The following is a 12,790-nucleotide window of genomic DNA, read 5'->3' on the forward strand; positions in this document are numbered from 1 at the left end:
TTCAAAGCTCCGCGTACAGGCGTCCGGGGTTGAAGATGCCCCGGGGATCGAGTTGTTGCTTCAAGTTCCGGTGGTAGCGCATCAATGCGTCAGGCAACGGTTGGAACGGGCTTTCGATCAGGCCATGGCTGAAGCAGGTGGCATGGCCGCCGACCTCTTCGACGACCTGGCGAATGAACGACGCCTCCGCGTCAGATTTGAGCCAGCGCTGGGCGCCGCCCCAGTCGATCAGTTGTCGGCCCGGCAGGGAAAGCCGAGGCGTGCTGTGAGGGACGGACAGGCGCCAAAGTGCCTGGTCCTCATCGAAGAAGCTCAATCGATGTTCGTTGAGATCATCCCAGTACGAGGCGTCGAGCAACTCGCCGCCCAATCGGTCATGGGCTGCTGCCACCGAGCTTTCGCCACCCTCAAGCCGCAGGTGCAGGCGCTGCCCATCGTGGCACGCAGCACTGATCGGCAACGGTTGCTGGCCCCATTCGGCGAGGCGCAGCAAGGCGCGGTCACTGTCCATTTCCAGGCTGATGTTTAAGGTTTGACGCGGCTTGGGCAGGACCTTGAGTGAGACTTCGGTGACCGCGCCCAGCGAGCCATAACTGCCGGCCATCAAGCGCGACAGGTCGTAGCCGGCAACGTTTTTCATGACTTCGCCACCGAAGCGTAAAAGCTTGCCATGACCGGTGATGACCCGCGTGCCGAGGACAAAGTCCCTGACGGATCCAGACCAGGGGCGCCGTGGTCCCGACAGCCCGCTGGCGATCATGCCGCCGACGGTGGCGCCGTCGCCGAAGGAAGGCGGTTCGCAGGGCAACATCTGCTGCGCGGCGTCCAACACTTCAGCCAGTTCTGCCAGTGGGGTGCCGCAGCGGGCGGTGATCACCAGTTCGGTCGGGTCGTAGCTGACGATGCCTCGGTGGCTGCGCGTGTCGAGCACTTCACCCGCCACGATGCGTCCAAGAAACGCCTTGCTGTTGGAGCCTTGAATACGCAACGGCGTGGCGTTTTGCAGCGCCTGGTTGACCTGCTCCAGCAGCGAGGCGCTGTCGTCGAAATCGTGTTCGCTGCGCATCAGAAACGCTCCAATTCAGGGAAAGGCATCTGACCCAAATGAACGTGCATGGCGCCAAACTCGGCGCATCGGTGCAGCGTCGGAATGTTCTTGCCGGGGTTGAGCAAGCCACTCGGATCGAAGGCGGCTTTGACGGCATGGAACACGGTCAGCTCATCGCTGTTGAACTGCGCGCACATTTGATTGATTTTCTCCCGGCCCACGCCGTGTTCACCGGTAATGCTGCCACCGACCTTCACGCACAATTCGAGGATCTTGCCGCCCAGGGCTTCAGCGCGATCGAGTTCACCCGGTTGATTGGCATCGAACAGAATCAGCGGATGCATGTTGCCGTCGCCAGCGTGAAACACGTTGGCCACCCGCAAGCCATACTCGGCCGACAGCTCGGCGATGGCCTTGAGCACACCGGGCAATTCACGGCGCGGGATGGTGCCGTCCATGCAGTAATAATCCGGCGAAAGGCGACCCACCGCCGGAAAGGCATTCTTGCGCCCGGCCCAGAAACGCACACGCTCGGTCTCGTCTCTGGCCAGGCGCACTTCGGTGGCACCGGCCTGTTCCAGCACCTGACGGACCCGATCGCAGTCGTCGTGAACGTCGGCTTCTACACCGTCGAGTTCACACAGCAGTATGGCTTCGGCGTCGACCGGGTAGCCGGCGTGGATGAAATCCTCGGCGGCTCGGATGGCCAGGTTGTCCATCATCTCCAGACCGCCGGGGATGATGCCGGCGGCGATGATGTCACCGACCGCTCTGCCAGCCTTTTCCACGGAATCGAATGCCGCCAGCAGCACCTTGGCCGACTGCGGTTTGGGCAGCAACTTGACCGTGACCTCGGTGATTACCCCGAGCATGCCTTCGGAGCCGGTGAACAGCGCGAGAAGATCAAAACCAGGCGAGTCGAGGGCGTCAGAACCCAAAGTCAGGCGTTCGCCATCGACCGTAAGCATTTCCACCTTCAGCAAGTTGTGCACGGTCAGGCCATATTTCAGGCAGTGCACGCCGCCGGCGTTTTCCGCGACGTTGCCGCCGATGGAGCAGGCGATTTGCGAGGAGGGGTCTGGTGCGTAATACAAGCCATGGGACGCCGCTGCCTGAGAGATGGCCAGGTTGCGAACCCCCGGTTGTACTCGGGCAAACCGCCCATTGGGGTCGATTTCGAGAATCCTGTTGAAACGCGCCATGACCAACAGCACACCTTTCTCCAGGGGCAGTGCGCCGCCGGACAGGCCAGTACCGGCTCCGCGAGGAACCACAGGAATACGCAGTTGATGGCAGATCTTCAGCAGTTTCTCGGCTTGCTCGATCTCATGGGGCAAAACCACCAGCATGGGCGTGGTGCGGTAGGCAGACAGGCCATCACACTCATAAGGCTTGAGTTCTTCCTGGCTGTGAAGGACTTCCAGGTCTGGCATCTGCTCAAGCAATGCTTGCAGAAGCACATGTTGATCGGTGGCCGGAAGAGCTCCGTCAACGCGTTCGTCGTAGAGAATATTCATAGAGGCACAGGCAACCCTTGCTTATTGTTATGACGGGCCAGCGCTATGGGGCGCGCTTGCATCATTGGTCGCAGGGGTAATACTGTCTACGTTTGTGAATACTGGTCGAACCAGTTTTTTATGCGTTGTTTTCTGATGTATTAAAAAAAAATAAATAAAAACAATAGCTTGTGAAGTTTGTTCAAGCGGCAGGAGTGAAGGGTTATGGCTGGTCATACCAGTGAGGTGCGCGCCGTACAAGTGGCTGACGTGGTCTGTGAGCGGATTGAGAGACTGATCGTCGATGGCGTATTGAAGACCGGCCAGCTGTTGCCCTCTGAACGACGTCTGACGGAAAAGCTCGGCGTCTCCCGCACCGCACTTCGCGAAGGGCTGAAGCTGCTGCGTGCTCGCGGGATCATCAAGACGGAGCAGGGCAAGGGCTCGTTTGTCGCCGATCTTTCGGGGCAAGGTGCCGCGTCACCGCTGATGCACCTGTTCAGCTCTCAGCCACGCACGCTTTACGATTTGTTTGAGGTCCGTAGCCTGCTGGAAGGCGAGTCAGCACGCCTGGCAGCCCTGCGTGGCACCGATGCAGATTTCGTCCTGATCACCCGCAGCTACGAGGCCTTGCTCGATGCCCATACGCGTTCGCTGGAGGCCTCAGAACACGCCCGACTCGATCATGCGTTTCACCTGGCGATTTGCGAGGCTTCGCACAACCCGGTGCTGGTGCAAACCTTGCGCTCGCTGACGGACCTACTGCTCAACACTGTGTTTGCCTCGGTCAACAACCTCTACCACCGCGAACCGCAAAAGCGTCAAATCGATCGTCACCATGCACGGCTCTACAACGCAGTGACCGGGCGGATGCCGGAGCAAGCGCGCAAGGCGGCCATTGCGCACATCCAGAGTATCTGCGAGAACCTCAAGGAAATTGAAAACGAAGAGCAACGTCTGGTTAGGGCCACGATGCGACTTGAGGGGTGGACATGATGCAGCACCTGGATCATTTTTCCTTGCGCCTGTTCATTCTGGTCTGTGAGGAAGGCACTATTGCGCGCGCCAGCGAACGGGCATTCATCGCGCCATCGGCGGTCAGTAAACGGATTTCCGACATCGAAGCGCGATTTGGTACACCGCTGCTCAAACGCAGCAAACGCGGGGTTGAACCGACGCCGGCGGGGTTGGCGCTATTGCGGCATGCTCGGTCTCTGACGCGAGCGATGGAACGGCTCGACAGCGAGCTCAGCGAATACGCCGAGGGCGCTCGAGGACATGTTCGGGTGTTGGCAAACATCTCGTCGATCATGGAGTTTCTGCCGGAAGAACTGTCTGACTTCATGTTGGAGCATCCAAGAATCCAGGCCGACATCGAAGAGCGTTTCAGTCCCGATGTAGTGCGAGGCGTGGCTGAGGGCAACGCCGACTTGGGCATTTGTCGACGATCGATGGCGGTAGGTGATCTGGAGTTTCTGCCCTATCGACAGGACCATCTGGCCGTCGTCGTGGGCGCCAATCATCCCTTGGCCGATCGCACCAGCATTGCGTTTGGAGAGACCCTTGCCTTTGACCATTTAGGGTTGTCGGCTTTCGCCACGCTCAATAACTTTATGCGCAATGAAGCGGAGCAACACGGCCATGAGCTGCGGTTTCGCTCCTATGTGTCGTCGTTTGACGCAGCCTTCCGTCTGGCGCAATTCGGCTTGGGTCTGGCGGTGTTCCCGCTGGAAGCGGTTGCGCGATACGCCCCGTTGTTTGACTTGAACATCATTCCTTTGACCGACGATTGGGCATTGGGGGAGTTTGTCATATGTGTGCGTGATCGCGATGCGCTATCGCTGTCGGCACGACGGTTGCTGGATCACCTGCTTTTACGCGCTCCACCGCGTCAATCCCGGCCTTGATCGCATCCATCGCGGTTGACGATGGATCAACCCGTAAATGACGTCTTTTCGCTACTTCCATGGCTCTCTAATCTGAAATCACGCTTCAGCCTGTGAGAGCCTTTTGATGACAACAATAACAATCAACGAAGTCGGTATGCGCGATGGTTTGCAAAGCCTTCAAGCCATCATGCCTACTTCAGCCAAACGCCACTGGATCGATGCCGCCTATGCCGCCGGCGTGCGTTACATGGAAGTTGCATCCTTCGTGCCCGCCAAACTGCTACCGCAGATGGCCGATGCCAAAGAAGTCGTGGCCCACGCCTTGAGTTATCCGGATCTGGTTGTCTCGGTGCTGGCGCCCAACCTGCGCGGCAGCCGCGATGCGCTTGAGTCCGGTGCCCACCGCATCATTGCACCCGTTTCCGTGAGCGCCGCCCATAGCCTGGCCAATGTGCGCCGTACACCGCTGGAGATGGTCGAAGAGTTGGCGCGGATGTGCCAGCTGCGGACCGAAATGGGTTTGTACAACGTTCAAATAATCGCCGGGATGTCCGTGGCCTTCGGCTGCACCCGCCAGGGTGATGTGCCGCTGAGCGACCTGTGCGAATTGACCGGCCGCGTGCTTGAAGTCGGTTGCGATCTGGTTTCGCTCGGCGACACCACAGGCTATGCCAATCCCGGCCAAGTGGCGATCACCTTGCAGGCGGTTCGCGCCATTGCCGGTGACAAACTCAGGGCCGCGCATTTCCATGACACCCGCGGTCTGGCGCTCGCCAATAGCCTGGTGGCCGTGCAGCAAGGCATCACCGAGCTCGACTCCTCTCTGGCCGGGTTGGGCGGCTGCCCGTTCGCACCGGGCGCGTCCGGCAACACCGTCACTGAAGACCTGGTGTTCATGCTGCAAAGCATGGGTTACGACACCGGTATCGACCTGGCTGCACTGATCGCATCACGGGACGTGCTGCGCGATGCGTTGCCGGACGAAACCCTCTACGGCTGCATTGCCCGTGCCGGTCTGCCACTCAATTACCCGCCAGTTGCCAGTCGCGCCTGAGCCTGCCGATCGAGGAAAACGCTAATGTCCAGACTTCCATTGGACGGCATTCGTGTCGTTGAAATTTCTCATATGGTGATGGGGCCGACCTGCGGGATGATCCTGGGTGACCTCGGTGCCGAGGTGATCAAGATCGAGCCGACCCGGGGCGACGGCACGCGCCGCCTGCTGGGTGCCGGTGCCGGGTTCTTTCGCACCTTCAACCGCAACAAACAGTGCATTGCCATCGACGTCAACACCCCCCAGGGGCGCGACGCCGTGCTGGAGCTCATCGACACCGCCGACGTGTTCATCGAGAACTTCAAACCCGGCCGCATGCAGGAACTCGGCTTCGGCTACGTCGCGATTCGTGAGCGCAACCCGCGCATCATTTATGCCTCGCACAAAGGCTTTCTCAACGGTCCTTACGACAATCGCCTGGCTTTGGATGAGGTGGTGCAGATGATGGCCGGTCTGGCCTACATGACCGGCCCCGTCGGCAGGCCGCTGCGTGCCGGCAGTTCAGTGAACGACATCATGGGCGGGATGTTCGGTGCCATCGGCGTGCTTGCCGCGCTCAACGACCGCAACGTCACCGGCGTCGGTCGTGAGGTGCAGAGCGCGCTCTACGAAAACTGCGTATTGCTCGCCGCCCAACATATGCAGCAATACGCCGTGACCGGGCAGGCGGCCGCGCCGATGCCGAACCGCATCAGTGCCTGGGCGATCTATGACGTGTTCGAGTTCGCTGGCGGTGAGCAGATGTTCGTCGCTGCCACCGGCGAAGGTCAGTGGAACGCCTTGTGTCAGTTGCTGGGCCAGACCGCGCTGCTCGACGACCAGACCCTCGCCACCAACAACGACCGGGTGCTGCAACGCCCACGGCTGCTGGCTCACCTGGCTGAAGTCTTCGCGACCATGGATGCTCAGGCACTGGCGCTACAGCTCGAAGCCCACAGTATTCCATTCGCACCGATTCGTCGCCCGGAAGAGTTGTTTGAAGATCCTCACCTGCTGCAAAGCGGTGGGCTGGCGAATCTGGAACTTGAAGACGGATCGTTCACTGCCATGCCATTGCTGCCGTTGTCCCTGGATGGCGAACGTCTGCAACCCCGTCGATCGATTCCACGCATCGGCGAGCACACACACAAGGTTATGCGCGAACTGGGCTACAGCGACGAACACATTGCCGAACTGTGTGCCGCCGGTGTTCTGAAAACTGATGCTCAGGCCTGAGGAGGAGCTGCCATGGCTATCTATCGATACGACACGCTTATCCCCGCCATCCACGCCGAAACCTTCGTCGCTGAAGATGCCACTGTCATCGGCAATGTCACGCTGGAGCAGGGCGTCAGTGTCTGGCCCCAGGCTGTTCTGCGTGGAGACAACGAGCCGATCCGAATTGGTCAGCACAGCAACGTGCAGGAAGGTGCGGTGTTGCACGCCGACCCCGGATTTGCGCTGACGGTGGGCGAGGGCGTCACCATCGGCCACCAGGCCATGCTGCATGGCTGCACTATCGGCGATGGAGCGCTGATCGGGATTCAGGCGGTTGTCCTCAATGGTGCGGTCATCGGCAAGAACTGCCTGGTCGGTGCCGGCGCGATTGTCACCGAAGGCAAGGTGTTCCCGGACAACTCCCTGGTCCTGGGCGCACCAGCCAAGGTCGTGCGAGAGCTCACACCTGAAGCCATCGCCGGCATGCACAGTAATGCCCGGGAATATGTGGTCAAGGGTCAGATTTACAGGGACAAATTGGTTCGAATCAGCTAAACCCGTCGGGCCGGGTCCTTGACGGACGTGGCCTCTCTCCAATAATTACAACAATGGAGAAACACTCATGGTTGCCATGACTGGTGATATCGCGCTTGCGCGCAACGAAGAAACGATCAACGAGCTGTTGCTGTATCGGCGCGTGGCTTGGCGCATCATGCCACTGGCCATTATCTGTTTTCTGTTCTCCTATTTTGACCGGATCAACATCAGCTTCGCCAAGACCCAGATGCAACATGAACTGGGTTTGACCGACGCTGCGTATGGTCTGGCCGCGAGCATGTTTTTCTTTGGCTACGTGCTGTTCGAAGTGCCCAGCAGCCTGGGTCTCAAGCGCTACGGGGCGCCGGCCTGGATCTGCCGGATCATGATCTCCTGGGGGCTGGCGACGGCGGCATTGATGTTTGCCTACACCCAGTACACCCTGTATTTCCTGCGTTTTCTGATCGGCGTCATGGAAGCCGGTTTCGGCCCGGCGATCCTGTTTTACCTGGCGTGCTGGTTCCCCAAGAAGCACCTGGCGAAGATGAATGGCCTGTGGTTCCTCGCGGTACCCCTGGCGGGGGCCGTCGGTGGGCCGGCGGCGGGAATCCTGTTGGGCACGATGGATGGGGTGTTCGGCCTTGCCGGCTGGCACTGGTTGTTCCTGATGTCCGGGTTGCCCTGTGTGGTGCTGGGCCTGCTGGTGCTGTGGAAACTGGACCGGGACATTGAATCGGCCAAATGGTTGAGTCGTGGCGAGAAGGACCTGCTGGCGGCCAATCTGGCCCATGACAAAGTCAACCAGAAGCCGGTGTTGGGATCGTTGTGGCGGGTGTTGTTGACCCGGGAGGTCGCGATCATGGCGTTCATCTACTTCGTCATCAAGACCGCTTCCTATGGTCTCAACTTCTGGATGCCGCACCTGATCAAATCCTCCGGCGTGCAAAGTCTGTTCTGGGTCGGGATGCTTTCGGCGCTGCCGTACATCGTGGCGTGCATTGGCATGATCTGGCTGACCCGGCGCTCCGATCGTACCGGCGAACGTAAAACCTATCTTGTGTTGTGCTTGATGGCCGCCGCCGTCGGTTATCTGTTGGCCTGTCTGTTCTCCGATTCGTCCTGGGCCATGATGGCTGCGCTGGTACTAGCAACCGCTGGCACGTTCATCGCCATTCCGATCTTCTGGACGATTCCCCAATCAACCTTCTCGGGCCTGGCGATTGCTACCGGGACGGCTGCGATCAACTCCATCGGTCAACTGAGTGGCATGGTCGCTCCGGTGATGGTGGGCAAGATCAACGATGTAACCGGGAGCACCTACATGGGAATGCTCTCTATTGCACCGCTGATTGTGATCGCCTGTGTCATCGTCATGCGCTACGTCAAGAACCCAAAATCCTGACGCAACGGCTCAGCGCTTTTCACTCCTGACAACAAGAATAAGACAGGCACAAACATGACTTTTTTGACCACCTGGCGGGCATCGCTGATGCTCGCGACGCTTTGCTGCGCTTCTCATTCGGCGGTTTATGCAGGTTTACTCGATGATGGAAAAGGCAGTCTGGAACTGCGTAACTTCTACTTTGATCGTGATTTCCATGGTGATTCCGCCACCCAGTCCCGGCGTGACGAATGGGCCCAAGGCTTTATGTTGAAGTTGCAATCCGGTTTTACACCAGGCCCGGTGGGTTTTGGTCTGGATGCTGTTGGAATGCTGGGGATCAAGCTCGACTCCAGTCCGGATCGCTCCGGTACCGGGCTGTTGCCACGCGGTGCGGACAAGCGCGCTGTCGATGAGTATTCGAAGGCCGTTGGCACAATCAAGGCCAGGTTCTCGCAGACGGAGGGTCGAGTGGGTGGCCTCAGTCCTCTGCTCCCATTGCTGGCTTCCAACTACAGCCGGTTGTTCCCGCAGTGGTTCAACGGCGCCCAAGTGGTGAGCAAGGATCTGAACGATTTTACCTTCACGTTCCTGGAGGTCGATTCCACCAAACTACGTGACTCTACTGATTTCGAAGACCTAACGGCGATGGCACAGCAGGGTGCTTACTCGACAACCGTCACCAGTGATCGGTTGTATTACGCGGGGGTTGACTATCAGCCGCTGAAGAACCTGACGTTGAGCTTGCACACCAGCCAGCTTGAGGACCTGTTTCAGCGTAATTTCGCCGGATTCAAATACAAGACCGGGGTGGGGCCGGGTGAAGCGTTCACTGAGTGGCGTTACTTCTCCGCCAAGGAACAAGGCCGAGACTTACTTGGCAAGGTCGATAACCGAACCTTGAGCACCAACTTCGGTTATTCGATCAAGGGACACACCTTCAGTGGTGGCTACCAGAAAGTAAGCGGAGATACCGCTTACGCCTATGTGGGGGGCACTGACACCTATCTGTTCAGCGAGCAGCAGATCAGTACATTCGCATTGGCAAATGAACGCGCCTGGATGTTGCGCTATGACTACGATTTTGCCGCACTTGGAGTTCCTGGACTGACCTTCAATGTGCGTTACGTGAAGGGCGATCTGGTAGACCCGGCGAATATCAGCAGCGTCAAGGCCAGAGCCTTGCGGGCCTCGGGCGAGGAGGGTGAAGAATGGGAGCGAACGACCGACCTCAGCTACGTCATCCAGTCAGGCACTTTCAAAAACGTGTCGCTGCGTTGGCGTAACGCGACCATGCGCTCGAACTTCGCTGATGCGGCTGATGAAAACCGCGTCATCGTCGGCTACACCTTCGCGTTTTAGCCAACAAAGATTGGGGTTCTCATGCGGTTTCTTGGTCTGCAACTGATCTACGGTGATTTTCTCGCGCGCAGTGTGCGGGGAATCCCTTGCGCGCCTCCTGCGGGAAAGTGAACCCAGCGTTTCACCTCACTTTCAGCAATTGCAGGAATTTGAACATGACTGACCTCTATGAAAACCCAATGGGCCTGATGGGCTTTGAATTCATCGAATTCGCCTCCCCCACCCCGGGTGCGCTTGAACCGGTGTTCCAGATCATGGGCTTTACCAAAGTCGCTAATCACCGGTCCAAGAACGTGTCGTTGTACCGCCAGGGCGGGATCAACATCATCCTCAACAACGAACCCAATAGCGAAGCGTTGTACTTCGCGGCGGAGCACGGTCCATCGGTATGCGGCATGGCCTTTCGGGTCAAGGATTCACAGAAAGCCTACCAACGTGCCCTTGAGCAGGGGGCGCAACCGATCGAAATCGCCACTGGACCGATGGAGTTGCGGTTGCCGGCAATCAAGGGCATCGGTGGCGCACCGCTTTACCTGATCGATCGTTTTGGCGAGGGTACGTCAATCTACGATATCGACTTCCTGTTCATCGAGGGTGTAGATCGCAACCCGGTCGGTGCTGGCCTGAAATTCATCGATCACCTGACCCATAACGTCTATCGCGGTCGCATGGCTTACTGGGCAAATTTCTATGAGAAGCTGTTCAACTTCCGCGAGATTCGCTACTTCGACATCAAGGGCGAATACACCGGTCTGACCTCCAAAGCGATGACCGCACCAGATGGCATGATCCGCATTCCATTGAACGAAGAATCGTCCAAAGGGGCGGGGCAGATCGAAGAGTTCCTGATGCAGTTCAACGGCGAGGGCATCCAGCACGTTGCGTTCTTCACCGAGGATCTGATTAAAACCTGGGACGCATTGAAAGCCATGGGCATGCGGTTCATGACCGCGCCACCGGAAACCTACTACGAGATGCTGCAAGGCCGCTTGCCGGATCACGGTGAGCCTGAGCAGGAGCTACGCTCGCGAGGCATTCTGCTGGATGGCACATCAGAGGGGGGCAGTCGGCGCTTGTTGTTGCAAATCTTCTCGGAAACGCTGATGGGCCCGGTGTTCTTCGAGTTCATCCAGCGCAAAGGCGATGATGGTTTCGGTGAAGGCAACTTCAAGGCGTTGTTTGAGTCGATCGAGCGTGACCAGGTGCGACGTGGAGTATTGATGGCGGACTAACGCCTCAATCACCTGAAAGCCACTCCCATCCACGATCCCAAGAAACCTGACATGGCGTCGGGTTTCTTGCGCAGAGGTCGACATGTTTACATCTTCTTCTTCAGAAACACTCGAATATCAAAATGGTTTCGGCAACGAATTCAGTAGCGAAGCCCTGCCGTGTGCCTTGCCCATCGGCAAAAACTCACCGCAGAAACCTCCATTGGGGCTGTACGGAGAATTGTTTTCCGGTACTGCATTCACAGTTCCTCGCAGTGAGTCGCGTCGTACGTGGCTGTACCGGATAAAACCCTCAGCTACCCACCCACAGTATCAACGTTTGTCACATCAAATTACTGGTCAGACGCTCGGGCAGGTGACGCCTAACCGATTGCGTTGGGATCCACTCGAATTACCTGCGTCTTTGACAGACTTCATTGATGGTCTGGTCTTGTTCGCTGCTACAGCCGCAGCCGAGCAAGTTTCCGGGATATCCATTTATCTGTATGCCGCTAACGCTTCCATGGACCGAGCGTTCTTCAACGCTGATGGAGAGTGGCTTGTCGTTCCCCAACAAGGGCGCCTGCGTATTATCACCGAGCTCGGAGTGCTTGAGGTCGAGCCGCAGGAAATTGCAGTACTGCCACGTGGTTTGAAATTCAGCGTCCAGTTACTCGATGAAGCCGCCCGTGGTTACGTTTGTGAGAACCATGGTTGTGCCTTGCGCCTTCCTGAGCTGGGACCGATTGGTAGTAATGGTTTAGCGAATCCAAGGGATTTTCAAACACCCGTCGCCCGATTCGAAGATAGCGATCAACCGATGCTGTTGGTGCAAAAATTTCTCGGCGAGTTGTGGGTGACGCAGCTCGACCATTCGCCCTTTGATGTAGTCGCCTGGCATGGGAACAACGTGCCATACAAGTATGATCTGCGCCGTTTCAACACTATTGGAACGATCAGCTTTGATCATCCTGACCCCTCAATTTTTACTGTGCTGACCGCACCAGGGGTCGTCACTGGCCAGGCGAACGTTGATTTTGTGATTTTTCCTCCACGCTGGATGGTGGCCGAAAACACTTTTCGACCACCATGGTTTCATCGCAACCTGATGAACGAATTCATGGGCCTTATCGAGGGGGCTTACGACGCCAAGGCCGAGGGGTTCATGCCGGGGGGAGTATCCCTGCATAACTGCATGAGCGCACATGGACCGGACAATGCAACAACGCAAAACGCCATCGCCGTCGATCTTGCACCGCATAGGATTGATCAAACCATGGCTTTCATGTTCGAGGCGGGTACCGTGTTGCGGCCTTCGCGTCATGCGCTTCAGTCCCCTCAGTTGCAAGCGGACTACGACGATTGCTGGTCCGGGATGGCGAAGATGTTTTCCTCTAAATCCTCAGAGGAGGGTAGTGATACGAAGGCAATGAATCCGCTGACTCCTCCTCTGCTGACCATCGAGCGCTATTTAGAAAGCGTCAAGCGAGAAGGTTGACCTTTCAGTTAATGCTGAAACAGATCTGGTCAATGCGCTGAAGGTTGAGGATGGACGCGGTTTCACATTAGCTGAAGGCGGCCTGGACAATGTCGAGGCCACCAAGGCAGCGTTGGA

At 57.9% G+C, this 12,790-nt stretch carries 11 protein-coding genes; 9 read left to right on the forward strand and 2 right to left on the reverse strand.

Features of this window, described 5'->3' with window-relative positions; genetic code table 11:
* Position 1: 1 nt before the first annotated feature.
* Positions 2-1,066 (reverse strand): glycolate oxidase subunit GlcE, encoded by a 1,065-nt coding sequence (glcE, locus tag PMI28_RS10995; RefSeq protein WP_007988471.1) that lies wholly within the window; start codon positions 1,064-1,066, stop codon positions 2-4.
* Positions 1,066-2,565: a glycolate oxidase subunit GlcD gene (gene glcD, locus PMI28_RS10990; RefSeq protein ID WP_007988472.1), complete on the reverse strand. Its 1,500-nt coding sequence runs from the start codon at positions 2,563-2,565 to the stop codon at positions 1,066-1,068. Before glcD ends, glcE begins: the two co-directional genes overlap by 1 nt.
* A gap of 204 nt (positions 2,566-2,769) precedes the next feature.
* Between glcD and glcC the strand changes: the two genes are divergently transcribed.
* The 9 genes from glcC (at position 2,770) to hmgA (ending at position 12,673) form a co-directional block, all read left to right on the forward strand.
* On the forward strand, positions 2,770-3,540 hold the full coding sequence (gene glcC / locus PMI28_RS10985) for a transcriptional regulator GlcC (RefSeq protein WP_007988474.1): 771 nt from the start codon (positions 2,770-2,772) through the stop codon (positions 3,538-3,540).
* Complete coding sequence (locus tag PMI28_RS10980; RefSeq protein ID WP_033063458.1) at positions 3,540-4,451, forward strand: LysR substrate-binding domain-containing protein; 912 nt, start codon at positions 3,540-3,542, stop codon at positions 4,449-4,451. Before glcC ends, PMI28_RS10980 begins: the two co-directional genes overlap by 1 nt.
* A 106-nt stretch (positions 4,452-4,557) precedes the next feature.
* Complete coding sequence (locus PMI28_RS10975) at positions 4,558-5,487, forward strand: hydroxymethylglutaryl-CoA lyase (protein WP_007988479.1); 930 nt, start codon at positions 4,558-4,560, stop codon at positions 5,485-5,487.
* A 24-nt stretch (positions 5,488-5,511) separates the two neighbouring features.
* A complete protein-coding gene (locus tag PMI28_RS10970; protein WP_007988481.1) occupies positions 5,512-6,702 on the forward strand; it encodes a CaiB/BaiF CoA transferase family protein in 1,191 nt (396 codons plus the stop codon).
* A gap of 12 nt (positions 6,703-6,714) precedes the next feature.
* Positions 6,715-7,239 carry a gamma carbonic anhydrase family protein gene (locus PMI28_RS10965; RefSeq protein WP_007988482.1) on the forward strand — a complete coding sequence of 175 codons (525 nt, stop codon included), beginning with the start codon at positions 6,715-6,717 and terminating at the stop codon, positions 7,237-7,239.
* A 67-nt stretch (positions 7,240-7,306) separates the two neighbouring features.
* On the forward strand, positions 7,307-8,623 hold the full coding sequence (locus PMI28_RS10960; protein WP_007988484.1) for an MFS transporter: 1,317 nt from the start codon (positions 7,307-7,309) through the stop codon (positions 8,621-8,623).
* Between the two features lie 54 nt (positions 8,624-8,677).
* Positions 8,678-9,964 (forward strand): OprD family porin, encoded by a 1,287-nt coding sequence (locus PMI28_RS10955; protein ID WP_007988486.1) that lies wholly within the window; start codon positions 8,678-8,680, stop codon positions 9,962-9,964.
* A gap of 155 nt (positions 9,965-10,119) precedes the next feature.
* Positions 10,120-11,196 (forward strand): 4-hydroxyphenylpyruvate dioxygenase, encoded by a 1,077-nt coding sequence (gene hppD, locus PMI28_RS10950; protein ID WP_007988488.1) that lies wholly within the window; start codon positions 10,120-10,122, stop codon positions 11,194-11,196.
* Between the two features lie 82 nt (positions 11,197-11,278).
* Positions 11,279-12,673 (forward strand): homogentisate 1,2-dioxygenase, encoded by a 1,395-nt coding sequence (gene hmgA / locus PMI28_RS10945; RefSeq protein WP_007988490.1) that lies wholly within the window; start codon positions 11,279-11,281, stop codon positions 12,671-12,673.
* Positions 12,674-12,790: the final 117 nt, after the last annotated feature.

It is taken from the genome of Pseudomonas sp. GM48 (assembly GCF_000282335.1).
GTDB lineage: Bacteria > Pseudomonadota > Gammaproteobacteria > Pseudomonadales > Pseudomonadaceae > Aquipseudomonas.